The organism is Desulfofundulus thermobenzoicus, assembly GCF_009428905.1.
Lineage (GTDB): Bacteria > Bacillota > Desulfotomaculia > Desulfotomaculales > Desulfovirgulaceae > Desulfofundulus_A > Desulfofundulus_A thermobenzoicus.
Map to the genome: position 1 here is coordinate 1 of NZ_WHYR01000022.1, position 25453 is coordinate 25453.

The 25453-nt window shown below is 54.8% G+C and carries 26 protein-coding genes and 1 pseudogene; 3 read left to right on the forward strand and 24 right to left on the reverse strand.

What is annotated here, in order from left to right; translation table 11 throughout:
* Positions 1-720: 720 nt before the first annotated feature.
* Both GFC01_RS09280 and GFC01_RS20180 read right to left on the reverse strand, forming a co-directional pair.
* A complete protein-coding gene (locus GFC01_RS09280) occupies positions 721-2649 on the reverse strand; it encodes a multicopper oxidase family protein (RefSeq protein ID WP_152946532.1) in 1929 nt (642 codons plus the stop codon).
* A gap of 350 nt (positions 2650-2999) precedes the next feature.
* Complete coding sequence (locus GFC01_RS20180; RefSeq protein ID WP_423244382.1) at positions 3000-3230, reverse strand: helix-turn-helix domain-containing protein; 231 nt, start codon at positions 3228-3230, stop codon at positions 3000-3002.
* An 84-nt stretch (positions 3231-3314) separates the two neighbouring features.
* Between GFC01_RS20180 and GFC01_RS09290 the strand changes: the two genes are divergently transcribed.
* From GFC01_RS09290 to GFC01_RS09300, 3 genes are read left to right on the forward strand one after another with little or no spacing between them, the layout of a single operon-like run.
* Positions 3315-3725 (forward strand): helix-turn-helix domain-containing protein, encoded by a 411-nt coding sequence (locus GFC01_RS09290; protein ID WP_207707602.1) that lies wholly within the window; start codon positions 3315-3317, stop codon positions 3723-3725.
* Complete coding sequence (locus GFC01_RS09295) at positions 3725-4102, forward strand: type II toxin-antitoxin system HicB family antitoxin (protein ID WP_152946534.1); 378 nt, start codon at positions 3725-3727, stop codon at positions 4100-4102. Before GFC01_RS09290 ends, GFC01_RS09295 begins: the two co-directional genes overlap by 1 nt.
* A complete protein-coding gene (locus GFC01_RS09300) occupies positions 4099-4332 on the forward strand; it encodes a type II toxin-antitoxin system HicA family toxin (RefSeq protein ID WP_152946536.1) in 234 nt (77 codons plus the stop codon). Before GFC01_RS09295 ends, GFC01_RS09300 begins: the two co-directional genes overlap by 4 nt.
* A gap of 191 nt (positions 4333-4523) precedes the next feature.
* Here GFC01_RS09300 and GFC01_RS19380 read toward each other — a convergent pair.
* The 22 genes and pseudogenes from GFC01_RS19380 to GFC01_RS09410 all read right to left on the reverse strand — a co-directional run.
* Positions 4524-5015, reverse strand: a pseudogene (locus GFC01_RS19380) (ClpP family protease); the annotation flags it as partial.
* Positions 5016-5272: 257 nt separating this feature from the next.
* The gene (locus GFC01_RS09310) at positions 5273-6937 is read right to left on the reverse strand and encodes a ribonuclease J (RefSeq protein WP_152946538.1); all 1665 of its coding nucleotides are present in this window, start codon (positions 6935-6937) and stop codon (positions 5273-5275) included.
* Positions 6938-7245: 308 nt separating this feature from the next.
* Positions 7246-8130: a 4-hydroxy-tetrahydrodipicolinate synthase gene (gene dapA, locus GFC01_RS09315; RefSeq protein WP_152946540.1), complete on the reverse strand. Its 885-nt coding sequence runs from the start codon at positions 8128-8130 to the stop codon at positions 7246-7248.
* Between the two features lie 36 nt (positions 8131-8166).
* Positions 8167-9393 carry an aspartate kinase gene (gene dapG, locus GFC01_RS09320; protein ID WP_152946542.1) on the reverse strand — a complete coding sequence of 409 codons (1227 nt, stop codon included), beginning with the start codon at positions 9391-9393 and terminating at the stop codon, positions 8167-8169.
* 5 nt (positions 9394-9398) lie between these two features.
* Positions 9399-10412 carry an aspartate-semialdehyde dehydrogenase gene (locus GFC01_RS09325; RefSeq protein WP_152946543.1) on the reverse strand — a complete coding sequence of 338 codons (1014 nt, stop codon included), beginning with the start codon at positions 10410-10412 and terminating at the stop codon, positions 9399-9401.
* Positions 10413-10609: 197 nt separating this feature from the next.
* On the reverse strand, positions 10610-11197 hold the full coding sequence (locus GFC01_RS09330; protein WP_152946545.1) for a dipicolinate synthase subunit B: 588 nt from the start codon (positions 11195-11197) through the stop codon (positions 10610-10612).
* Positions 11198-11226: 29 nt separating this feature from the next.
* A complete protein-coding gene (gene dpsA / locus GFC01_RS09335) occupies positions 11227-12105 on the reverse strand; it encodes a dipicolinate synthase subunit DpsA (RefSeq protein ID WP_152946547.1) in 879 nt (292 codons plus the stop codon).
* Positions 12106-12190: 85 nt separating this feature from the next.
* Positions 12191-12991 carry a 4-hydroxy-tetrahydrodipicolinate reductase gene (gene dapB / locus GFC01_RS09340; protein WP_341473869.1) on the reverse strand — a complete coding sequence of 267 codons (801 nt, stop codon included), beginning with the start codon at positions 12989-12991 and terminating at the stop codon, positions 12191-12193.
* 15 nt (positions 12992-13006) lie between these two features.
* Complete coding sequence (locus GFC01_RS09345; RefSeq protein WP_152946549.1) at positions 13007-13297, reverse strand: hypothetical protein; 291 nt, start codon at positions 13295-13297, stop codon at positions 13007-13009.
* Positions 13298-13311: 14 nt separating this feature from the next.
* A complete protein-coding gene (locus GFC01_RS09350; protein ID WP_152946551.1) occupies positions 13312-14298 on the reverse strand; it encodes an SDH family Clp fold serine proteinase in 987 nt (328 codons plus the stop codon).
* A gap of 153 nt (positions 14299-14451) precedes the next feature.
* Positions 14452-14721, reverse strand: coding sequence for a YlmC/YmxH family sporulation protein (locus GFC01_RS09355; protein ID WP_152946553.1), 270 nt, complete (start codon positions 14719-14721; stop codon positions 14452-14454).
* Between the two features lie 207 nt (positions 14722-14928).
* A complete protein-coding gene (locus GFC01_RS09360; RefSeq protein ID WP_152946555.1) occupies positions 14929-15258 on the reverse strand; it encodes a hypothetical protein in 330 nt (109 codons plus the stop codon).
* Between the two features lie 132 nt (positions 15259-15390).
* A complete protein-coding gene (locus GFC01_RS09365; RefSeq protein ID WP_152946557.1) occupies positions 15391-16656 on the reverse strand; it encodes a M16 family metallopeptidase in 1266 nt (421 codons plus the stop codon).
* A gap of 83 nt (positions 16657-16739) precedes the next feature.
* Positions 16740-18002, reverse strand: coding sequence for a D-alanyl-D-alanine carboxypeptidase family protein (locus GFC01_RS09370; protein WP_152946559.1), 1263 nt, complete (start codon positions 18000-18002; stop codon positions 16740-16742).
* A 49-nt stretch (positions 18003-18051) separates the two neighbouring features.
* Complete coding sequence (locus tag GFC01_RS09375) at positions 18052-18807, reverse strand: polysaccharide deacetylase family protein (protein WP_152946561.1); 756 nt, start codon at positions 18805-18807, stop codon at positions 18052-18054.
* A gap of 178 nt (positions 18808-18985) precedes the next feature.
* Positions 18986-19630, reverse strand: coding sequence for a 4Fe-4S binding protein (locus GFC01_RS09380; RefSeq protein WP_243137409.1), 645 nt, complete (start codon positions 19628-19630; stop codon positions 18986-18988).
* Between the two features lie 337 nt (positions 19631-19967).
* Positions 19968-21668, reverse strand: a complete 1701-nt coding sequence (locus tag GFC01_RS09385) for an IS200/IS605 family accessory protein TnpB-related protein (RefSeq protein ID WP_152946563.1) — start codon at positions 21666-21668, stop codon at positions 19968-19970.
* Positions 21640-21873: a MerR family DNA-binding transcriptional regulator gene (locus GFC01_RS09390; protein ID WP_243137411.1), complete on the reverse strand. Its 234-nt coding sequence runs from the start codon at positions 21871-21873 to the stop codon at positions 21640-21642. The genes GFC01_RS09385 and GFC01_RS09390 overlap by 29 nt, the downstream gene beginning before the upstream one ends.
* A gap of 343 nt (positions 21874-22216) precedes the next feature.
* The gene (locus GFC01_RS09395; RefSeq protein ID WP_152946565.1) at positions 22217-24439 is read right to left on the reverse strand and encodes a polyribonucleotide nucleotidyltransferase; all 2223 of its coding nucleotides are present in this window, start codon (positions 24437-24439) and stop codon (positions 22217-22219) included.
* Positions 24440-24600: 161 nt separating this feature from the next.
* Positions 24601-24870, reverse strand: coding sequence for a 30S ribosomal protein S15 (gene rpsO, locus GFC01_RS09400; protein WP_152946567.1), 270 nt, complete (start codon positions 24868-24870; stop codon positions 24601-24603).
* A gap of 91 nt (positions 24871-24961) precedes the next feature.
* Entirely contained in the window at positions 24962-25183 is a 222-nt protein-coding gene (locus tag GFC01_RS09405; protein ID WP_152946569.1) for a hypothetical protein, read from the reverse strand.
* Between the two features lie 15 nt (positions 25184-25198).
* Positions 25199-25426, reverse strand: coding sequence for a hypothetical protein (locus tag GFC01_RS09410; RefSeq protein ID WP_152946571.1), 228 nt, complete (start codon positions 25424-25426; stop codon positions 25199-25201).
* Between the last annotated feature and the right edge of the window lie 27 nt (positions 25427-25453).

Below are 25453 nucleotides of genomic sequence, written 5' to 3' on the forward strand. Positions count from 1 at the left end.
GCTTCCTCCGCCGCTATTCTTTTCACTGAATCTGGCATTTATACCATCTCCTTAATTCGTGATTTATAGGCTTTCTTATACCCGCACGACCCGCACTTCAATGCCGGCCGCCAGGGCGTCGTCGATGAAAGGCCCGCCTCGCAAGCATGAACGTCAGACGGATAGCAGGTCGGTACCCTCGAGGAACCGTCCTGGACGTGTGGGTGCATACCTACGGCGGCCCGTCATACCTGGGAAGGTTCATCGTGGACACAAAGACTCTTCGTTTCCCTGACAGTGGCCAGAGCTTACTTAGCGCTTCGCGCAGTCTTTCTTCTTTCATTGAAAACGGGGCAGGCCTTCCGGCCCGCCCCATTCCTCCTTTCGGGAATATGGTTTGGGCCGGGATCACCTGATGGTCTTAAAAACACAAAAGAGGACGGTCGGGACATGAATGTCCTGTTTTCCGTCCTCTTGCGGGTAGGTAATTTCCGAATAATCTTCCTCATTGATACCAACATGAGGAATTCGGCGGCCACCGGCGAACTGCCGCCGGAACTGCCGCCGCACTGGTTTCATTATGGCTTCGGCATACTTCCTGCGGCAGAACTCAGCATGCTCCGGCTCCCACACCCGGGACGGAGTTGGCCGCTTCTACAAGGTAATACCGCAGTTAGTAGTTACGTTTATTTTGTGTAAAGGTGCGACCCCCTCGCAAAAAGGGGGCGTTAGAATTTCTTACTATGATTTAACCTTATATGGTCTCATCATTTCATTATCTTCATGATCTAGAATATGGCAGTGCCATACATATCCTGGCCCAAGCGTTGGGTCGAATGAATACAGATTTTCCCCTGGTTTTACAGCTGAAGCAGGGAAATCCTGTGGTGCAAATCTTACCCTTATACGTGTTACCTGATTTGGATTCACCCTTATAGTGTCTTTCCACCCTTTTTCATTATTATCCGGATCAATGGGCTCACCAATCAAATAGGGGTCTACCGGGAGTACTTCAGTTGGATGGTCCAAAGGCGGCATTCCGTTAATTTCTTCCCACTTGATTCTATATTCATCTGCCATGAAGTCCTGACGGTTTAAAATTTGACATTGTACCAGGTGCAAATGTATGGGGTGCGTATCCGTAGTCAGATTTACAATAACCCACTCCTCGGTTGATCCAACTTTAGGTAATTCAGAAAACGGAGCTGCCCACTTCTGGCCGTTTAAAAGTAGAGCTACAGGGCCATTAGGTCCTATTACCTCATTTAGTGTCAGTATTCTCTGAGGTGAATCGGGCATAAGAGTAGGTATATTGTTAAGTTTATCAGGAAGCTTCGGTGGTTTGACCGGCTCAGTGGAATTAACGGGAACAGTAAACTGCATAATTTGTCCTACAGTATTTGGATCAGGTGCTTCTCCAAAAGGGAAAGGAGCATTAGCATCATTCAAAAGAATTATTGAAGTTCCCGGTGCTATGTTCGAAAAATCTACCAGGATATCTGCACGCTCTCCCGGTGCAATCAAAAGCGTATCAAGCTCTACCGGTTCAGGCAGGAAACCACCATCAGTTCCAATTTGTATAAACCTCATACCGTTTGACATTTTCAGGTTATAAAATCGTGCATTGGAGCCGTTCAAAACACGGAACCGGTATTGTCGCCGTTCCACATCGAGATTAGGCCAGACCTTTCCATTTACCATGATAGTATCCCCCAGAAATTCAGGCACCCAGTAGGGATGAATGTCTGGATTTAATCCTTCCCTATAAAATGAAAAGGAGCCATCTGTATTAAACGACCTATCCTGTATTACTATTGGCATCTCATACTTATCATCCGGCAAGGCAAATTTTTTCTGACTGCAATTATCAGAGTCACGCAGAAGATAAAAACCTGCAAGTACTGCATATACATTGAGCCGAGTTATACCTAATGCATGATCATGATACCATAATGTTGCAGGTTCCTGCTTGTTAGGATAATAATACAGGGATGTAACGAATGCAGGCCCTCTCTTTCCATTATAAGTGAACCATGCATCAGGATGGCCGTCATAAATTGGAGGCACTTCACCTCCATGTAAGTGTGTTACTGTTGGTACTGGCCTCTGTGCTTCAGGAAATCCTGGAGGGAACGGAGGCCAGGGCTTAGGAGGGTCCATCGGCATATTATTGGGATTTACCCAATGCAACGTCGGATCTACGGCAAATAGGTGTGAACCTTTCAATTTGTTAATCCACTTTACCATGACAGGGATGCCTCTAACTGCTTCAAAAGTAGCACCTGGTGCACTTCTGGAATACGTGACACGGCCTGTTTTTGTATCCTTGACAAGTCCGCCATATCCCCAAACTGTTGTTTTGGGAAAGCCCTGAGGAAGAACCTGCTGCTTGAATTCACTTATGTCTATTATATATAGGTGTCTTTTCTCCTCTTTCTTAAACCGCCTTTTATTTTTTTCATTTGTTTTTGCTGTAACTTTTATTACGAAAGGCTTATAAACCAGCGGTTTTACTAGTTGATTGACAAACTTTGGTATAGATGCCGGGTCAAGATGTGTAATTCGCTCAGAAATCTTAGCTTGTGGTTTTTTCCTTTGTATAGCATGCTTTAAGCTGCTTATAGCTTTAACTACATAAAAATAGAGTATTCCAACGAGGTATTTCAACATGTTTATAACCTCCTTCAAGCAACTATATATTACATATTATGTTAATCGCTTGAGAGAGGTTACCTTCCCTCGATAAAATAAAACCAAATTCCCTCCACAATTATTTAGCCATTCACCTCAATGTTGCTACTCGGCCTTTCTGGCCGCAATCTGCCCAATTTTCATGGCCGCCGGTTTTGCTCCCAACCCTGTCCGGCAGGTAGACGGACAGGGTTAATACTACCAGTCAAACACTCTTCCTCAATAGTCAACCGTACCATGCGGGTCGTCAATCAGCTTTGTTTGCCGTTCTGGACTAATTGTCCAAGTAGCAGGTATAAAAAAGCTCATCGATGGTGCTTTCAAGAATATCAGCCTATTGCTTTGGCAAGGTCTATGGTAGAATTACGAATGCCTTGTTCGATTTTGTAGTAGAATGATGGTGAAATATTGAGCCGACGCGCCATTTCCGAAACTGAAATTTTCTTGGCTATCCGAGCCGTTCCTAAGCACCTTTCGCATTTTTGATCACCCCCTACTCGGACATTTAGCCCTGTTGCTAAGTTTAGCATAATGGACTTAACGTCCAACATCAAGGGCATTTTCCCTATTCGTCCAAATTATTTTTTGCCTGGACATTATGTGCTAAAATTACTTTAAGAGGAAATTAATAGCGGGTGAAGTCTGTGGTTAACTTTAAAGAACGCCTTAAAGAATTACGAGAGGGAAAACAGATCAGTCGCGATGAATTAGCTAAGGCCATTAAGTTATCATATTGGGCAATAGCAAAATACGAAACAGGGGAACGCACCCCCGATCCCGAAACCCTCCAAAAGCTCGCCGATTTTTTCGACTGCAGCGTAGATTATTTGCTGGGCCGAAACGAAAACCCTCGGGATCAAAACAATTCCTCCACACCCTCCTGGTGGCACCGCGACACCACGCCGACCGATGTGGAGTTGGAAGAATTTCTTAAGACCGCTAACGTATACTTTGACGGTGTTCCATTGGATGAGGACGATAAGGAGGACATTTTGACTTACCTCAAGGTTAAGTGGGAGAGGGAGAAGCGTAAACGGGATAGAGAAAAACGGTAATGAGGTACAATGAACTGGAAAGGAGCGTGAACCACGTGCTGCCGCAAAAGGTTTTGGAAACATTGTCAAAACTGCCTCCCGAACGTTTGCGCATGGTGCTTAATTTCGCCGAAGCATCCTTGATCAACCGGAAGGTTACCCGCCGCTACAATGTGGTTCTAGAATGGAACGAGCCCGATGCGCAAGATTCCGAGGGAGGATATACGGTTCTCGTTCCTTCCCTTCCGCCGGTTGTAACGGAGGGGGACACCCGGGAAGAAGCTCTGGCCAACGCCCGCGAAGCGATTGCCTGCTTCCTGGAGTACCTGATAATCACCGGTCAGCCGGTACCTCCAGATGATGAAAAAGGTGACAACCTGGTGGAAGTTACCGTATGAGCCCACGGCTGCCGAGAGTTACCGGGGTTGACGTGGTGGCCGCTTTGAGACGTGGCGGCTTTGTCGTTGAATACATCAAGGGCAGCCACTATCACCTTGTGCATTTTTCCTCCTCCTCCCGCCAGGCTGTTGTTCCTGTACATGCGGGGAAAATTCTGAAGCCCAAAACTTTAAAAAGCATACTTGAAAAAGCCGGGATTACGATAGATGAATTCATTGAGCTGCTATGAACAGACCATCCTTGGCTCAAGGTCAAGAAGGCGAGAATTATAGCATACCAGTTTAACGTCCGGCTAATACCCGAGGATAACGGGTGAACCGCAGAAGTGCCCGCCCTCCCCGGGTGCGTTACCTGGGGGAACACGAAAGAGGAAGCCCTTGCCTATCCTGGCGTGAGGCCAGGGGGTAGCGACAAGGGCACTATCGGTACCCCGATGGAATGCCCCCCACCCAGCACAATGGACACCGTGGGTTTGGAGAGGCTGGCAATCATTTCAGCTATGGCCAGGCCGGCTTCCACGTCGCCCCCCACGGTATTGAGCACCACCAGCACCCCCTCCACTTCCGGGCTCTGTTCCAGAGCCACCAGTTGGGGGATTACATGTTCGTACTTGGTGGCCTTGTTCTGGGGCGGCAGCACCAGGTGGCCTTCAATCTGGCCCACAATGGTGAGGCAGTGAATATTGCTTTTAACCTCCGGCATGGGACTGGCGCCCAGCTCTTTCAACGCATCCATACTTTCCTTCGTTTTACCCTGTACCCGTCGGGGACCGCCGGGTGTCTCGGGTGCATTGGGTTCTCGCTGGGGTTCCGGGCCGGGTTGGGGACCGGGTTGGGTTCCCGGGTTTGGTTCCACCCCCGGTGCGAAAGGGTATTCTCCTTCATAACCCCAAAAACGATTATCGCCGGACATGGCCGTTCATCCTTTCTACTGTGGTCTGTATTTAGTATGGATGAACAGTAACAAAAATACACCACTGAACAGGGATTCCATAAACAGGCAATACCGTGGTGGAACAATCCGCCATTACACAGCATCTAATGTTAAGGATGGACCGGCTGGAACGGTGGCAAATTGCTCCCCGATAATTCTTTTGAATTAAAAGAAATTCCGGGAGATATAGAATTACCATTTTATTTAAAGGGCACGGGTTTAAACCCGTGCCCTTATTACACTTCCATGATGATCGGTAGAATCATAGGCCTTCTCCTGGTTTTCTCGTAAAGAAACTTTCCTAACACGTCGCGTACCTGGGATTTGATGGCCGCCCACTCCGAAAGGCCACGGTCGTTACATTTTTCCAGGGCGCTTTTCACCTTGTCCCGGGCTTCTTCCAGCAGATGCTCCGATTCCCGTACATAGACAAATCCCCGGGAAACAATGTCCGGCCCGGCCACCACCTGGCCCAGTTCCCGGTTGATGGTCACCACCACGATCAGGATCCCGTCCTGGGACAGCTGCCTGCGGTCCCGCAGGACAATGTTGCCCACATCGCCCACGCCCAGGCCGTCCACCAGCACCCGGCCGGCCGTCACCCGCCCGGCAACCCGTCCCGTCCGGCGGGTGAATTCCAGAATATGTCCGTTTTCGGCCACAAAGATATTTTCGGCCGGAATACCCATGCTCCGGGCCAGCTCTGCGTGCTTGATCAGCATCCGGTATTCGCCGTGTACGGGAACGAAAAACCGGGGTTTCACCAGGTTGATCATCAATTTGAGCTCTTCCTGGCTGGGGTGCCCGCTCACATGTATGCCTGAAACCGCCTCATAGATGACGTGGGCACCCTGCTTGAAGAGTTGATCGATGATGCGTGCCACCAGCTTTTCGTTACCCGGAATGGGGGTGGCCGAAATAATGATGGTATCTCCGGGCAAAATTTCCACCTGCCGGTGGTCTCCCAGGGCCATCCTGGTCAGCGCCGACATGGGCTCACCCTGGCTGCCGGTACACAGAAAAACTACCTGGTTTTTAGGCAGACGGCTGGCTTCATCCAGTTCCACCAGGGTTCCCCCGGGTATGTCAATATACCCCAGTTCGTGGGCAATATTGACCACGTTAACCATACTCCGTCCCACCACCGCCACCTTGCGATTGTAACGGTGGGCAGTGGTAATGGCTTGCTGTAAGCGATGGACATTGGAGGCAAAGGTGGCCACGATAATCCGTTCCCTGGCCTGGCGAAAGGTTTCATCAAAGGTGACTCCGACCATCCGTTCCGACATGGTGTAACCCGGCCGTTCCACATTGGTACTGTCGGACAACAATACCAGCACTCCCCGCTCCCCCAGCTGGGCAAGACGGTAAAAGTCGGTGACCTGTCCGTCCACCGGTGTTTGATCGATTTTAAAGTCACCGGTATGCACCACAACGCCCACCGGGGTATGAATAGCCACCGCCACCGCATCGGGAATGCTGTGGGATACCCGGATGAACTCCACCTTGAAAGGGCCAATGCATACCGTCTCCCGGGGTTTGACCACATGCAGTTGAGCTTCGCCGGCCACACCCTGCTCCTTCAATTTGCCCTGCAGCAAACCCAGGGTTAGTTTGGTGCCGTATACAGGTACGTTTAACTGTTTCAGGACATAGGGCAGGGCGCCGATATGGTCCTCGTGCCCGTGGGTAAGCACTATACCGCACACAGAACCTTTATTTTCCAGAAGGAAAGAAATATCGGGGATGACCACATCAATCCCCAGCATCTCTTCCTCCGGAAACATCAAGCCGCAGTCAATCACCAGAATATTTTCCCCGAATCTCACCGCCATCATGTTTTTACCGATCTCCCCCAACCCCCCCAGGGGGATCAGGGCCAGTTTGGGTTCTCTGGCCAAATACACACCTCCTAACCTGTTTTTCCAAAAATCATAGTCGGAAATTCTATAAGACTTTTACGGTGAGATAACAGGAGAAGGCGGGGAAATATTCTATTGTACCGCGTGCAGGAAAGCCGAACGCAAGACAGTTCCGGAATTAATTATACTGGATTTGTTTGCCCCGCACAAGGGCAGATGCAAACCGGACCGGACGAGTCGGAACCAGAGGAATCAAAAAAGAGGGAATGTAACTTCCCTCCTTAAAGTAGTCGTTAATGGCCATAACCCTTCCCGGCATTTTCCCGGGGATACCAGCCAGCAGCTGTTTAGATTAGTTTCAATCCCGCCAGTATGTTTTTGATGGTCTCCTTTTCCGCAGCAGTGACTTCCACCAGGGGCAACCGGGGGCTGCCCACCTGATGGCCCAGCAGGTTTAACGCCGCCTTCACCGGTGCGGGATTGGTGGTAATAAACAGGCCTTTGAAGATGGGATAAAGCTCCAGGTGAATCTGGGTGGCCAGGGTGGTGTTGCCGGCAGTGAAGGCGTTCACCATTTCCTGGATCCGCGAACCCACCACATGGGAACAAACGCTGACCACACCTTTGGCTCCCAGGGCCATCATGGGCAGGGTGAGGGAATCATCGCCACTGTAGATGGCAAAATCATCGGGCAAAAGGCGCCGCAGCTCACTTACCTGATCCATGCTGCCGGATGCTTCTTTCAGAGCCACAATGTTCTCAATCTGGGCCAGGCGGGCCACCGTGGCCGGAAGGATATTCACCCCCGTGCGTCCGGGAATATTGTACAGCATTACCGGTAGATTGGTGCTGGCGGCAATGGTCCGGAAGTGTTCAAAAAGGCCATCCTGGGATGGTTTGTTATAATAGGGTGCCACCAGCATTACCCCGTCCACGCCCGCTTTTTCGGCCATCTGGGTCAGGGACACGCTTTCGGCGGTGTTATAACTGCCGGTACCGGCGATGACCGCGGCCTGACCACCCACTTCCTCCACCACCACCCGGAACAGCTCCACCTTTTCATCCCGGGTCAGGGTGGGAGACTCCCCGGTGGTACCGCAAACCACCAGACCGTCGGAACCGGACTGCACCAGGTAACGGGCCAGCTTCCTGACCTGATTAAAGTCCACCGACTGATCCCGACCAAAGGGCGTTACCATGGCTGTCAAAACGCGCCCAAAGTCAACAGCCAAAACATCCACCTTCTTTCAGAAATAATTCATCGTTTTTCATCCACCGTTAATAAAACGACGATGCAGTGCCCGCACGGCCCTTTCCATGTCCTCCCGCCTGACCAGCACCCAGATGGTGGTGTAGGAATCGTTTGACTGCAGGATAGGAATATTTTCCTTAGTCATGGCTTCCACAATGGCTGCCATCACCCCGGGGACACCGGTCATACCCGCTCCCACTGCCGCCACCTTGGCACATCCCGGTCTTATTTCCGGGTTGAAACCCGTATTCTCCATTACCTGCGCCGCCTTTTCGGACACATCCTCCTTAACGGTAAAAACAACCTGATGGGGGTAAACATTAATGAAATCCAGGCTGATCCCGGCCAGGGCCAGGGCTTTAAACAGGCGGCGCTGCTGCTCCAGGCCGTCCGGTCCGTCACCGGTGGCCACTTTAAACTGCACCACATTGGGGATCTGGGTTATCCCGGTAATGGTCCGGTCCCGGGTAATGTCAATGGTTCCCTTGTACACTTCACCGGAATTGGTCACCAGCGTTCCCGGGGCATCGCTGAAGGTGGAACGCACCCTCAGAGGAATGTTTTTCTGCATCACGATTTCCACCGCCCGGGGATGAACCACCTTGGCCCCTTCGTGGGCCAGCTGGCAGATTTCATCGTAAGTGACCATCTCCAGAGCCACGGCGTCGGTAACAATGCGGGGATCGGCGGTCATAATCCCCTCCACATCGGTATATATATCCACGTACTCGGCATTTAACGCCACACCCAGGGCGGCCGCCGTGGTGTCACTGCCACCCCGGCCCAGGGTGGTGATCTCCCCATCTTCACTGATCCCCTGGAAACCGGCCACCACCACTATTTTCCCTTCCCGGGCATGGGTGAGCAACTTTTCGGGTTTCACCCGGACAATGCGCGCTTCATTGTGGTTCCCGTCGGTAATGATGCCGGCCTGGGCACCGGTGAGCAAAACGGCCGGATAACCCATCTTTTCCAGGGTGGCCACCATAACCACACCGGAAATGATTTCCCCACAGGACATGAGCAGATCCATTTCCCGGGCGGGAATATCACGAGACACCTGGCGGACAAAATTGATCAGGGTATCGGTGGCGTAGGGTTCCCCCTTCCGTCCCATGGCGGACACCACCACCACCGGAGTATACCCCTCTTTCCTGGCCGCCGCCACCCGTAGGGCCGCTCTCTCCCGCAATTCCGGCGTAGCCACCGACGTGCCGCCAAACTTTTGCACCAGAAAGCGCATGACCCTTAGCCCCTCAACAAGCAACCGTACCGGATCACCAGTTCGGCAATCTGCACCGCATTGGTGGCCGCGCCCTTACGCAGTTGATCGGATACCACCCACAGGTTTAAACCCCGGGGCACCGAGTTATCCTCCCGGATGCGACCCACAAAAACCTCGTCCCGCTCCGAACAGAACAACGGCATGGGATATTCCTTTTTCTCCGGATCATCCATGACCACTATGCCGGGGAAGGCGGCCAGAACCTCCCGCGCCCTTGTGGCAGATAGCTTTTCTTCCGTTTCAATGTTTACGGATTCGGAATGACTGCGGTAAACCGGTACCCGGACAGTGGTGGCGGTAACGGGCAGATGATCATTATGGAGAATCTTTCTCGTTTCCTTCACCATCTTCCATTCTTCTTTAGTATAGTCCATCTCCTGAAAGACATCAATGTGTGGGATCAAATTAAAAGCGATGGGGTAGGGAAAAACTTTGGGCGTATATTCCCCCCCATCCAGAACAGCCCGGGTCTGGGCGGTGAGTTCCTCCATGGCCTCCATGCCGGCGCCCGAGACGGCCTGGTAGGTGGAAACCACCACCCGTTTAATTCCTGCCGCGTCGGCAATGGCTTTCAACGGTAAAACCATAATAATAGTTGAACAATTGGGATTGGCAATAATCCCTTTATGCCAGCGCACATCACCCGGATTGACCTCGGGCACCACCAGGGGCACTGCGGGATCCAGGCGGAAATTGCTGCTGTTGTCAATAACCACGCAACCCTGCTCAACGGCACCCGGCCCAAACTGTTTGCTGGCGGCACCGCCGGCAAAAAGGGCTATATCCATTCCCTTAAAGGAATCCGGTGTGGTCTCTTCCACCGTAATGGTTTTGCCGCGAAAAACCATCTGTTTTCCCGCCGAACGGCTGGTGGCACACAACCGCAATTCACCCACGGGAAACTGGCGTTCATCCAGCACCTTTAATATTTCCCGTCCCACTGCTCCCGAAGCGCCAACAACCACCACATTATACAAAGGGCTTCCCCTCCTGCAAAATCTTTTGGTAAAATTCCGGCTACCTGCTTTTTGCCCAGTATAATAATCACTTTTGTTAACGTATCCTCCTGGACCGCCGGGTACGCCCGTCCCGATCCAGAGCAAAAAACTGGCCCGGTAAAACGGGCAGCGGAGGCATTTCCATAAAAACTTGAGCAAGCCTTAAACGACCGGAATCAAGCCACGTTGATCAGCACCGGTTGAATTTGTTTTCCCTCCAGCGCACATAAAACGGTATCTGGAATAAGATCCATTTTTGCTTTCAGGGAATTGGGTTTCCCCTGCGGACTATCCTGACCGAAGGGCACCATATATATGTTTTTCGTATTCAATAGCAACCCGATATTTTTAGCGTTCATACCCAGCCCGTCATTGGTGGACACGGCCAGAACCACCGGACGCAGGTTGCGCAGGTGGGCCTTCACGGCCATCAACACGGGGGTATCCGTGATTCCACCGGCCAGTTTGGCCAGGGTATTGCCCGTGCAGGGAGCCACCACCACCACGTCCAGCAGTTTACCCGGTCCTATGGGCTCTGCTCCCACGATGCTGTTGATGACCGGCTTTCCGGCAATCTTTTCCAGCATGTCCTTCCATTTGGCAGCCGGACCGAACCTGGTATCGGTCTCATCCACCACCGCGCTGACAATGGGATGAACCAGGGCCCCTTCCTGAACCAGCCTTGCCACCTGAACCATCACTTCATCCAGGGTGCAGTGGGAACCGGTGACGGCAAACCCCACCCGCACATCTTTAAAGCGCATGACCAGCACCTCCGAAAAGCCAGGGGCTTTCATGCAATGCCTTCGGCCAGCAACCTGGGGACAACCCGGGCCATAATCTCCCCTGCCGTTTGCGGCGCCACCTTACCCGGCAAACCGGGCAGCAGCAGGGCGGTAAGATTCAACCGCCGGGCAGCCTCAAAATCGGTACCCCCGCCAGAAGCCAGATCCAGAATTAAAACCGTCCCCCTGGCGCGGGAGAGTACATGCTCATCCAGCACCGGCGCGGGGATGGTATTGAAAATGATATCGGCTTCCCCCACCAGGCAGGGCAGGTCAGGTAGATCGGCCGTTCCAAGGCCCATTTCATAGGCCCTGGCCCGCTGGGCGGGATTACGGGCCACCACCGTGGTGCGGGCACCCAGGGCAGCCAGCATACGGGCCAGGGTGGCACCGGTACGGCCAAAGCCCAGGACCAGGGAAAAACTGCCGTGAATGGTGATGGGTAATTTCTCCATGGCCACCTGGATGGCCCCTTCGGCTGATGGGATGGAGTTTAAAATGGCCACTTCATCCATCTTCATGACCTCAACCAGCCGGAGGTTTGCCCGGGCCACCATTTCTTTCAGTCTGGGTCTGGCCGTTCCCACCACCACCAGGGCACCCGGTGCCGGCAGAGCCAGCAGCTCCTCCGAAAGAATCAGCGGCCGGTCCAGAAATGCCGAATAAATATGTCCCTGGTCATTTATGCCGGGTAGGGGCAGAATGAGCGCCTGCACACCCACCAGTCCCCGGACCAGATCCTCGCAGGGGGTGATATTTTCCCCCTGCACTGGCAGGCCGGCGACTATAAGGCGCGCTCCCAGCATCGCCAGCCGCCCGGCCAGGATTTTTTCCCTGGCATCGCCGCCCAGTACCGCTATGGTCTTCCCCTGCAGGTCTGGCTGCATGGCCGGCAAACCCTCCTTGGCCTCATATTTAACACCAATATATGAGGGGCCGGCGGGGGAGGTGCTTGTCATGATTTTTATGCTATTAAGCGAAAATCAGGTTTTCCAGACCATAAACCACTCCTTCCAGGTGCATCACCCGGCGCACCGCCAGCAGCACACCGGGCATGAAGGAATCCCGGGAAATGGAATCGTGACGGATGGTCAACGTCTGCCCCAGTCCGCCAAAAATTACCTCCTGGTGGGCCACCAGACCGGGCAGGCGTACACTGTGAATGCGTATACCCCCCGCGTGGCGGCCGCCCCGCACACCGGGTATTTTCTCCTCCTCCCCATGGAATCCCTGCCGGTAATCCCCCCGCACGGCCAGCACCGCCTCGGCCGTCTTAATGGCCGTACCGGAAGGAGCGTCCAGCTTCTGGTCGTGATGCAGCTCAATGATCTCCACATCGGGAAAATACCTGGCCGCCTCGGCGGCAAAGCGGATCATCAGCACTGCGCCGAGGGCGAAGTTTGGGGCAATGACACAACCCACTTTTAAATCCGCGGCCAGCGACCGGATTTCCTCCAGTTCGTCCGCCCCCATGCCGGTGGTGCCCACCACCGGCCTCACCCGGTGGCGCAGGGCGGTTTTCACATTGCCGGCCACAGCCGCCGGGCTGGTAAAATCAACCATAACATCGGGCCGGGTTTCCAAAAGCACTGCCTCCAGATCCGCCTGCAGGGGTACACCCACTTCCGGTGCGCCCCACAGGGGCCCCACATCCTGTCCTTCAGCCCGGATATCCACCGCTCCCACCAGATCCAGATCTTCGGTCTGCCACACCGCCTTCAGCACTTCCCGGCCCATGCGGCCGGCCGCGCCGGAAACAACCACTTTAATCACTGAATCACCCGGTTTTCACACTCCGGTAAAACCAGTTTCCTCCCCTCGTCCATTTTTTAAATTTAAAACACATCCCCCGGCAGATGTCAAGATAAAATGTTCAGTATTCCATTTCCCCCCGGGAAGGATGCCGCTGCCCGTCCGTTTTTCGGGCACCACCAGTAAAGTTTTTTCCGCCCAGTGGGAAAAAGGGTAGGTAAAATGGGCCGCTGCAAATCCGGAGCGGCCGGTCAACAGGTAATACCTGGTATCACCACTATGATAAATAAACTTAATTTTATAATGGGATCCGTCTCTTTGTTCCATCCCATACATCCCTTCTACACAAAGGATTTCCATCCCTGTCTGGTGATGTGTACATTTAACTGCCTTTTACCGGAAAGGTCCATTCTCTCCACATTTCCGGAAAAAACAAAGCCATCCTGGCCATAAATTGATTCCACCATACCACCCACAACTTCAAAGGAGTCGCGACCCTCCCGCAACGCGCCATCCGGGCTGAAAGGTTCATCCAGGGACAACTCCCGGGCGTAGTCCTCATACAGCTGCCACATATCCTTTTCCAACCCCGGGCCGGGATAAATCACCGGCAGTCCGATATCCCCGGCCGCCTCTCTGCGGGTGATCATATAATTATGGGCATAAAACTTTTCGGTAAGATGGTTGACAATGGCCTCCGCCGCCTCCTCCGCCGGAGGGTTACGGCGCAATTGCAGCAATTTTCTGGCCAGGGAGCGGATGAGCAAATAATTGCGGTGCACATTACCCAGGGCCAGAGGGTGGATGCGTTCCGCCAGCAGGGTAAAAGCACCCGCCAGGTCCGCACCCCCGGTGAGGCCCGCCTTTTCCCGGGCCAGGGAAAGGTAGGAGTAAACATCTTCCACGTTCACGGGCACCCTGGCGCAGGCATTCAGCGGATCCTGGGGATTAAAGGCGTTAACCACACTGGGATCGATGGGCCCCAGTTCAGCCATTTTGCCCATCAATAACTCATCGGCTCCCAGACAGAGCAGTGTTCCCGCGCTGTAAGCCCGGTAAGGCACCAATACGCCCAGCTCACCGGTATATTCCCGCAACAGCTGGATCAGACGCCAGGGGGTGAGAATATCACCCCCCCGGGTATAGAGAAACAAATCAATGCGCGGCTGTTCACCCAGCATTTCCAGGTGGCGGAAAATAACCGGCGTTACGTCGGGAGCTATACGGGTGCTCACATTTTCCCGATCCCCGGTAATGTAACAGAGGAGCCCGGCTTTACGTTGCCGGGATATATTCTGCAACAATTTCAACCTTTCCTGCCGGCCCATAAGCGCCTCCTGCCAGTGGGATGGCTTTGCTGTATTTATTATAGCCCGCCGGCAGGCTCCTTATGGCGTAAAAGACCTTGCTGTCGCCTGTGTTTCAACGGCGGCCGGCGGCGCCTTCGACCGGAAAGCCCCGGACCGGGTACGGGGCTGCCATTAAAAGGGATGCCTGTGAAAATTAAGGTGGGTTTGGTCCAGATCCACAATAATGACCTCGGCCCCAATCTTGCGCACCGCTTCCCAGGGAATTACCAGCTGCTGGCGGTCGAACCAGAAACTGATGGGGCCGCCCCGCCGGGGCAGGATAATGGAATGTACCTGACCGGTTTCGGCATCAATGGCCACATCGCTATCCCCCACCACTCCCAGACGGGCGCCATCATAAAAGTTCACAATCTCTTTGCCGGCCAGCTCACCCAATCGCAATCGCCACCACCTCCGGAGTGGGATGTGAGAGGTGAGAGGCTGGAGGCGGGATTAAGTAGAAACTGGCTGAAGCCAGTTTCTGATTAAAACCCCTCCATTCCCCTCGTTTTGCTTAATTTTACCCGGATGATTGCCAAAGCTCAGATGATGTTTTACGCTGCGATACGAATCTTCCCATAAAGATCGTTCCCTGGTCGCCGGTCCAACTCAGTACCGGCGCTTTAACTGCAACAGCCTGAGGGCAAAGGGCTGGACGATAGCCAGGGCGATGGATACCGCGGCCAGGGGCTCCAGCTGCACCTGCCCCAGCTGCACTCTGGCGGGCAACTGCACCTGCAAGAAGGTAAACAGCATAACCAGGGAAAGGTATATTCCCCCGGCCGTACCCACCAGTCCCGCCAGCGCCTGGGACAAGGGGGACGGCCGGGCCTCCCCGGCGATGTCCCAGTTCTTTTCCCGCACCATGGCCAGGTGCATTCTTTCCCGTAAAGACAGGCCAAAGAGAAGAAGGATGCCCAAAACGGCCAGCCAGAACATTGTCCCACCCCCGTTAGCATTATATGGGAGTGGGACAGGTTTTAGAACTCCCGTGGACTGTCAGCTCTAAAGCAACTCCCCCTGGCCGGTTGCCGGTTGTGCATCGCCCGGCCGGAACTGCCGGACCACAGTTCAGTCCAGTACATGCCGGGCCGCCGCTTCCAGTGCACGGCAGTCGTCCCAGGGACCCACGGTGGCCAGGGCAAAGGACTCTGGATTAAGTCTGGTCCGGGCCAGTTCCTGCACATCTTCCAGGGTAACCCCTTTCACCCGGGACACCACTTCCTCCGGCGTTTGCACCTTGCCCAGGTAAAGCTGGGATTTGGCCAGCCGGCTCATGCGCGTGCTCACGCTTTCCAGGGAAAGCCACAGGTTGCCGGTAATCTGCTCCTTGGCCCGCTGCAGTTCCTCCGCCCGCACACCATTTTTTTGTATGTCCCTGATTTCCTTGAAGATCAGGTCCATCACCGCCGGCAGGTTCTGTTTGCTTAAACCGGCGTAGACACAAAACAGGCCGGCGTCACGGTAGGAACTGTGATAGGAGTAAATGGTATAAACCAGCCCCCTTTGTTCCCGGATCTCCTGAAACAGACGGGAGCTGATGCCGCCGCCCAGGATGGTGTTCACCAGCTGAAAGACATAGACCTGATCGTGGTCCAGGGGCAGTCCCGGGGCGCCCACACATAAATGCACCTGCTCCGTATCCTTGGTCCGGCAGGTAATCTCCCGCCGGGGCAGGGGATGACCCAGCCGGCGGGATACCGGTTCACCATCCAGCCGCCCCAGAATGGAGCGCAACTTTTCCACCGTCCGTCCGTGGTCGATATTTCCGGCCACGGCCACCACCAGTTTGCCGGGATTATAATGATGCCGGTAATAATGCAAAATATCTTCCCGGGAGAGATTGCGGATCACTTCGGCGGTACCGATGATGGGCCGGCCCAGGGCGTGCCCCTGCCAGATGGTGGTGGCAAAGACATCGTGAACCAGCTCATCGGGAGCATCCTCGTACATCTTTATTTCTTCAATAATGACATTGCGTTCCCGGTCGATATCCTCCGGGGCAAAGCGGGAATGGAACAACATGTCCGTCAGGATGTCCAGGGCCAGATCAAAATGCTCATCCAGCACCCGGGCATAATAACAGGTATATTCCTTGGTGGTAAAGGCATTCAGCTGGCCGCCCACGGCGTCCAGGGCCTCGGCGATATCCCGGGCCGTCCGCCGCTCCGTACCTTTGAACATCATGTGCTCGATAAAGTGGGAAACCCCGGCCACCTCCGGACTTTCATCCCGGGAACCCACATCCACCCAGATCCCCAGCACCACGGAGCGGACGTGGGGAATATCTTCGGTCAATATTTTTACTCCGTTTTCCAGGGTCACCGTTTGATACAAAAACCCACACCCCCATTGACTGAAAGGTTCTTCCCCCAATAACCGTCAGTAAACGCCCCTTGCGGCATTCGTTCCCCCCATCTTTAAAACACATAAATTGAAATATTCGCCGGCTGTCCTGAAAATCCTCTCAACCCTGCCGGCGGGCTGTTTATACCCCGCCACCTTTGCCACCACAGGCGGTAAAAGGGCAGGCGTTCCACCGAACGGGCGGTCAGTAAAAGTGCCCTGGCCGCCGGTTGTCTATCCACCCATATTTCCAGGCTGTTCACCGGTATGCCGGCCTGCACCGGGGCCTGGAGCGGGGGTGCGGGACCCGGCCTCTTCTCTATAATTGGATCTGCCTTCACCGGCAGGGTTACCTCCACATTCCGGTCGCTGACCAGGGACACCTCCGGAACCATACCGTCAACGACGGCGGCCCGGGCACAAACCTGGCCCCTGGTAATCAGGGTGGTATTTTTAAAGGCGGCAAAGCCATAATCCAAAAGGGCCATGGTATCACCGTAGCGGTCGTCACTGTGCAAAACCACGGTAATCAGTTGCCGGCCGTCACGGCTGGCCGAAGCCACCAGGCACATGCCGGCGGCACTGGTGGTGCCGGTTTTCACCCCGTCGGCCCCCCGGTAGCTCCAGAGCAGGCGGTTGGTATTATGCAAATGATACTCCCCGTAATGGGGAACGCCAAAGCCGTGGTAGCGGGTGGCCACCATCCTCTGGAAATTATGGTTCCGCAGGGCATACCTGGTTAAGAGGGCCAGATCGTAAGCCGTGGACAAATGCCCTGCGGCGGGCAGGCCGTTGGGGTTGACAAAATGGGTGTGGCGTGCCCCCAGTTCCCTGGCCTTCCGGTTCATCAGCCAGACAAAATTATTCACGTTGCCGGCGATATGTTCGGCAATGGCCACACAGGCGTCATTGCCCGAGCGCAACAGGGCTCCATATAAAAGCTGCTCCAAAGTCATCTTTTCACCGGGGAACAGATGCATACTGCTTTCCCCCACGGCAGCCGCCTCCGGGCTCACCGTCACCACCTGGTCCAGCCGCCCCCCTTCCAGGGCCAGAAGGGCCGTCAGGATCTTGGTGGTGCTGGCCGGCGGACGGGGTTGGTCGGGGTTTTTTGCGTAGAGGACCTGACCGGTGGCTGCATCCATTAAAACTGCCGCATCGGCGGTGATGCGGGGAGGTACCGGGGCCCGGGGTCCCGGGGCGGTGGAAGCAGGTAGTTCCTCCATGTAGAGTATCGCCGGCAGGGATGGTCCCGGAGGAATACCGGCGGCCACGGGAAATGGAAAAGCCATCAGGCAAAGAAAAAGGATGGAGCATAAAAAAAACCGGGAAGACATGTTTTCACCTCTTAATCTGGCGTTCCAGATTCTAAACTTCCCGGTTTTCCTATACTTTATGTTCTGTTTTTCCGTCCCCTTCTCCATCCAGCTGCCGCAGCAGCCGGGACACGGTAACCAGCCGGTAGCCCCGGCATTTTAATTCCCTGATGATTCCCGGCAGGGCTTCAACGGTGGGCGCCGTGGGATGCATGAGCACAATGGCCCCGTTATGCACCTTTTCCAGCACCCGGGAGCTGATTACCTCCGGTGCCGGACGCTGCCAGTCCACCGTATCCACACTCCACAAAATGGTCCGGTATCCCGCTTCCCGGGCGGCCTGGAGTACGGCCGGACCGTGTTCGCCGTATGGCGGCGCATACAATCCGGGGCGCTGGCCGGTTATGCGCACCAGCACCTCTTCCGCCCGGCGAATGTCCTGCACATTGCCGGCCACGGAAAGTTGATCCGGATGGGGATGGGCATAGCCGTGGCTGCCTATTTCGTGGCCCCTCTGGTAAATCTCCCGGGTCAGGGCGGGAAACTGCTCGGCCCATTGACCGCCAATAAAGAAGGTGACCGCCACCTTTTCCCGGGCCAAAATATCCAGCAACCGGGGCAGGTATTCCTCACCCCAGAAGACATTGACCGTAAAGGCGATTTCCTTTTCCCTGCCGTTCCCCTGGTAAATGGGTTGTGGCAGCACGGCGGGCACGGCCTGTAAAGAGCGGTCGTACCAGTATCCCCACACCAGTAGGGAAACCCCGAGCACCGCCAGCCATATTACCCGTTGCAATTGACGGCGATTGAAATAAAATACGCGCAATTTTCCCCCTCCCACCGTTCACCACATTTGTATGCGGGGGGAGGGTTGTATATGGCCCCCATTTTTCCAAAATTAACGACGTTACCAGGATTTTTTGCCGTTTGCGGCGAAAAATATTAATAACACCTCCAGTTCCACTTTTCACCCGTTTGCTGCTCCGGCATCCCCAACAGGCATATTACTGAAGCAAGGTTTCCATCCCCACCCTGTCCAGCAGGGTGCCGAAACGTTCCCCGGGCCGGCCCCGCTCCAGGAAAAGCTCCAGGCAGTTCCCCAGCACCCGGGCCACCTCCCCTTCACCGGCCAGGGGCAACAGCACCCGGGCCAGACGGGGGTGGCGTCCCAGTTTACCTCCCACCAGCACCCGGAAACCTTTACGGCCGGCCACCAGTGTTCCGTTGGGACAGACCCGGATGCACTGCCCGCAGTTCAGACATTGCTCCCTGGCAATAACCGGGCCGTCCTCCGCCAGGGTAATGGCTCCATCGGGACAGGCATCCGTGCACCGGCCGCAAAACAGGCAGGCCCCGGCGACTTCCGGCACCACCTGCCCCTGTAAACCAAAGTCTTTAATCTGGGGCTGGCTGCAGGAGTTGGGACAGCCGGCCACGGCCAGGTGAAACATTTGATGGTGCAGCGGTTCTGCCCCGTTCAACCTGGCGGCCAACCGGCGGCTGAAATCATGCTCTTTAAAAACCGCTTCCAGAACCGTCTTTACCTGCAGGGGATCCTGTACGGCGCTGGCACAATTGAAACAGGATTTGACGGTAAAGAATTCCCCCGGTGAGGGAGTTGCCTTTTTTACAACCAACTGCTGCTGCAACGAAACCACCTGGTTCGAATAAGCTAACAAAAACTAATAAGTGTTAGTTTTTGTGTAGCCGGCCACCCCCATGACCAGGTTTTCGCTCCTTTCGGATTGGATTTGTCCGCGCCTTTAGTATGCGGACAGGGCGACAGGGGGGCCTCGGCCCCGGGAGTCCCACCCGGACGGAAGAACGGTGCTTGTCGGGCACAAAACGCGGCCTTTTGGGAAACCACGAGAGTTTCCGTCCTGCGTTGACCGTCAAGTGACCCGGCACTTACCGCTGAGTGCCGGGTGCCTTCCGCGATCTGTTAGATACGGCCTACCGGTTTATCCGCACTCCGGCTAAACGGGGTCACCTACTCGATAGAGCGAGCTGCTTTAAGTCGTGCCAGGCGGAATAAAAGGATTCCTGTTGAAAACGGGTCAGTCCGTTGTGCAGGGGAATCTTTCCGTCCAACTGCTTGAAGAGCCGCTTTACCTTTCGGGTCATCCCTTTTCCTTCCCCAGGTAAGGAATTTGCCTTGTGGTTCAGCTTTTCTCTTATGGCCTGGATCTTTTGCTTTATTTCTTTGGTTATGCGTTCTTTAAAACCCATCGCCCGCCGGGCGATGGGAAGGGCGGCGGCGTGGTGGATGGTTACGCCGTAACGCTGCTTGTACTTATAGTAGCCGATGGTTGAAGTGTGGGCCGGCCAGACCGGTCTTACACTTACGCCTTCTTTGACGGCTTTACGGGTGATGGCTTCGCTTATCTTTTTAAACGGGAAGTTGGAAGCCATGCGGTTGAATCTTTTGTTCGTATCCAGCCGGTCTTTGCCGAAGTCCAGGTTTTCCAAAGCAATGGGTTTACCCAGGGCTCTGGCTATGTCCACCGCCACTTTGGCCAGCACGCCAATTAAATAGGTGCGCCGGTACCCCCGGCTGTAAGCCAGTTCAGGTATCTTGATGTAGAGAAACCCGTTCGGGTGCACCGTAACCTGAAATTCCCCGGCGAATTTGTGCAGGGCCTTCGGGTACGGTACGGTGAATCCTTCCGGCCAGGGTTCCGGCTGGCCGGTGTAACTGACACTGGCCAAAGCCACCCCGTCCGGGTTGGTGTCCATGCCCAGGTAGCCCCGGTTGGGACTGGTCACTGTTTCGGGCACGGCGACGGTGAATGTGATGTGTGTTCTGTACCGACCACCATTATCCCTGATTAACTCCACAGTGTAGGGTGCACCGGAAAGGAGCAATTCCCACGTTTTGAGCCGGTGCTTTTCCGGTAGCCACATTTTGCCTGTTACCAGGGGCGCTCTGGTCATGACCGGTCTTCCCAGGCGGTCTACACCGGTTTGTTCCGACAGATGGGAAACGGTTACCGTCAGGGTGAATTTACCGTTGCGGTAGCTTATTTTGATATTCGGGTTGCCACCCTTGGTTTCGTCTCCCCGGGCGTACAGCCGGTTTTGCCGGGCGTTTTTCCATTCTTCCCGGGTGGCTTTGCCTTTGCAGACCCGCTTCCATAAGGCGCGGCCGCCAAAGACCACTTTCGGTATGGTGCCGTTGTCCCGGTGAGTTTGCAACTCTTCCAACTTGCCGGCCAGCTTTTTGACCCTGGCTTTGCGGCCGTGGACTGTATGTTTGGCTTTGGCGATTTTAGTCGCGTCGCCGGCTTTTACCGCTTTGGCCAGGTCTTTTTCGGCCCGGTCGAGTTTCCTTTTCGCCCGGGCCAGTTTGGTTTGTGTTTCTTCGATTTCCCTGGCCAGCAGTTCTTGCTGTGAACCAATGATTTCCCTTGCCTTTAAGATGGCGTCGTCGCAGTAGCGGGAGTTTAAGCCGAACAGCCCCTGACCCTGTTTTTTGAGTGCTTCCCGTGAATCTCCTGCCAGCAAGCGGTTGAAGGCCCAGCGGGTGCAGGCGCAGAACAGGCGCATTTCCGTGGCCAGGGGGTCTTCCATGCCCTTCGCCCACTTCTCATTGCGCCGGGATGGGTAGAGTTCCGGGAAAAATTCGCCGCAGACGGTGTATTTGATGCCTTCGACAGGGTTAGTCCGTTTCTTTTTCGGCTTCTTCATCTGCTTCCACTCCCGCATCGGCCTGCTTTTTGGTGGATACCCGGGCGTAAAGCACGACCGCTTCCGGTTCACCAATCAATTGGCCGGAAGATAACAGCCGGCTCAGTTCGTCCATGGAATACCGGCGCTGGCCGCCTGGTAAACGGACAGGTTTGATTAAGCCGCGCTTTTCCCAATTACGCAGGCTGTTCGGGTGAACGCCCAACTTTTTGCTGCCTGGCTTATGGTTAATAGTTCAATGATTTTATGATAGTTACTTTGTCATGTTCTGTCAATGTTTATTGCCCTGTCGGCAGCTGCTACACAACTCCAAACATCGGGTTAAGGGATCCCACCACCAGACCGTTTTTCACCTGACCCGCACGGGCCCGGGGGTCTGCCGAGAGGGGCGGGAAACAGGGTACTAAAGGTGGGTTTACCCATTATATACCGTGCCGCACCTTACGGTCTATGATTAATATCACAGGCCCCCAAAACAACAAAACCCCTCCAGGAAAAACCTTGGCAGGGAGTTTTGTACACAAAGGGTGTCCCACGTTGTTGTTCCATTAATGCCGGCCATGTCTTGCCCGGGAGGGACGCCGCTGGTGGGTGGCGCCGCTATTTTCCCGGCTCTCCCGGGAATCCCGGGGCTCCGGGGGCAGCGCCTCTTTGCGGGATAACTTTAAACGCCCCTGGTTGTCGTATCCAATGGCCTTTACCAGGACGGTGTCGCCCTCTTTCAATACATCTTCCACCTTGTTCACCCGGTGATGGGCCAGCTGGGAAATATGCACCAGGCCCTCTTTACCCGGCAACCCCAGCACACCGGGCACGATCTCCACGAAGGCGCCAAAGTCGGTGACCCGGGTCACCCGGCCGGTGTATACCTCTCCGGTAACCACATCTTTGGTAATGCTTTCAATAATATCCAGCGCCCGCTGGCCCGCAGCCGGATCCACCGCAGCGATAAACACCCGGCCGTCATCCTCAATATCAATTTCCACACCCGTCTCATCAATAATCTTCTTGATGATCTTGCCTCCCGGTCCGATGACCTCCCGGATCTTATCGGGATCAATCACCGTGTGCAGAATCCGCGGCGCATAGGGAGACAGTTCCGGCCGGGGGGCGGAAATAACTTCCAGCATCTTGCCCAGGATATACATGCGCCCCTCGTGGGCCTGGGCCAGTGCCTTTTCCAGGATCTCTTCCGTGACGCCCGGCACTTTAATGTCCATTTGCAGAGCCGTCACACCCCGGGCCGTACCGGCCACCTTGAAGTCCATGTCGCCCAGGTGATCTTCCACTCCCTGGATGTCCGTAAGCACGGCCACCCGGTCATCTTCTTTGATCAAACCCATGGCCACCCCCGCCACCGGCGCTTTGATGGGAATGCCGGCATCCATGAGGGCCAGGGTGCTGCCGCAGACACTGCCCATGGAAGTGGAGCCGTTGGAGGAAAGGACCTCGGACACAATGCGGATGGTATAGGGAAAGGCGTCCTCGCCGGGGATTACCGGTTCCAATGCCCGCTCGGCCAGGGCGCCGTGGCCGATTTCCCGCCGGCCCGGGGAACGCATGGGCCGTGTTTCCCCCGTGCTGTAGGGCGGGAAATTGTAATGGTGCATGAACCGCTTGGTTTCCTCGATGCCCAGGCCGTCCAGAATCTGTTCATCGGAAATGGCGCCCAGGGTGACTACCGAAAGCACCTGGGTCTGCCCCCGGGTAAACAACCCCGAACCATGGGTGCGGGGCAGCACGCCCACCTCCACGCTTATGGGACGTATTTCATGCAAAGCCCGGCCGTCAATGCGGATTTTTTCCTCCAAAATAAATTGCCGGACCACTTTCTTCTCCACCGCATCCACCACGGCGGCAATGGAAGCATCCTTCTCGGGAAAGGTTTCCTGGAAGGATTCCACCAGTTTCGTTTTTACTTCTTCCAGCAGTGCTTCCCGCGCTTTTTTATCCAGGCGCTGCTCAATGCACTGCCTGACGGCACCTGTCAAAGCCTCCAGTGCCGGGCCGCTTACCGCCTCTTCAATTTCCGGCTCCACCACGGCCAGTACCGGCGTCACCTTTTCTTTGGCCAGGCCCAGGGCCAGTGCCTCCCGGCGGAAGTCTTCAATGAATTGCACAATTTCCTTCACCTTTTCATGACCGAAGGAAATACCCCGCAGCATTTGCTCCTCCGGTACTTCCTTTGCCCCCGCTTCCACCATCATCACCGCATCGGCGGTCCCGGCCACCACCAGGTGCATTAAATTTTTTTCGGACTGGGCCAGGGTAGGGTTGATCACGTACTCCCCATCCACCAGGCCCACAATTACACCTCCAATGGGGCCCTGGAAGGGAATTTCACTGATGTGCAGTGCTGCCGAAGCCCCCACCATGGCCGCAATTTCGGGCGCATTGTCCTGGTCCACCGATAAAACGGTGGCCACCACCTGCACCTCGTTGCGGCAACCTTTGGGAAAGAGGGGGCGAATGGGGCGGTCAATCAACCTGGCGGAGAGAACGGCCTTTTCGCTGGGGCGGCCCTCCCGTTTGATAAAACCGCCGGGGATCTTGCCCACGGCATAAAGCCTTTCCTCATAGTCCACGGTCAGGGGGAAGAAGTCAATCCCCTCCCGCGGATTTTTGGCCATGGTGGCAGTGACCAGCACCACGGTGTCACCATAACGGACCAGTACCGCCCCGCCGGCCTGTCCGGCCACCCGGCCTGTTTCCAGTTGCAGGGTACGCCCGCCAACTTCCATTTCCCTGATTAAAATAGGCTGTTCTGCCATTTACGAATCCTAAACCTCCTACCTTACCTGTTAATTAAAACAACTGGTAATTCTTCTACATAGTAAATATTATTTCCTGCAGAGGCAACAAAAAATACTTTTCACCTCACCGTTCATACCGGCCGCCAAATTACAAAGGGCGGGTCTATACCCGCCCTTTATTATTTGCGCAAGCCCAGTTTTTCAATGAGTGCCCGGTACCGCTCGAAATTTTTTGCCCGCAGATAGTTCAGCAGTGCCCGCCTTTGACCGACCATTTTCAACAGACCGCGCCGGGAGTGATGATCCTTTTTATGGATCCGTAAATGCTCCGTCAAACTGTTGATCCGTTCGGTCAAAATGGCAATCTGCACCTCCGGCGAACCGGTATCACTATCATGCAGCCGGTGCTCGGCAATTAAAGCCTGCTTTTTTTCCGCAGTCAGAGCCATTTTCCGTCACCTCCCCCTGAACTTAATCGCTGCCGGCCAAGCTAACCGCCGGGGAAACGGGTTCCCTAGCCGGCAGTTCCACCGGGAAAAATTATTTCCCGATAATAGTAATTACCAGGCGACCGCCTGGAATGTCCTTGGCTACCAGATCAAACACCCGCCCGGAACGGGCGATGAAACCCCTGAAACGGGTGGCCGTGGGAATTCGTCCGGGGATATTCCCGGCCGCCATCGTAATGTCGGCCGGGGTAATTCCCTCCTGACGCAGATCCGAAAGGCGCTTTTTGGCATGCTCCGTAATAATGATTCGCATGGCAAAAACCGCTTTCTAAAAGGCCCCGGACTGGTAAACGGGGTTATCCTCTTCCTGGGCCAGAAAAGCATACAGGGCATCCTGAAAGGCCACCAGTGTACAGTTTTCCACATTGGAGCACCGGTAGATCCTTTCCAGTTCTTTTTTCAATTCCTGGAATTCCGCGGACAGGCAAATCAGGGCGATATGGTTCAGCCATTCCCTGATCTCTTCTTCCGATGAATCAAACCGGGGAACCCCCATGCCCATTTCTCCTTTTTCTGGTTGCCG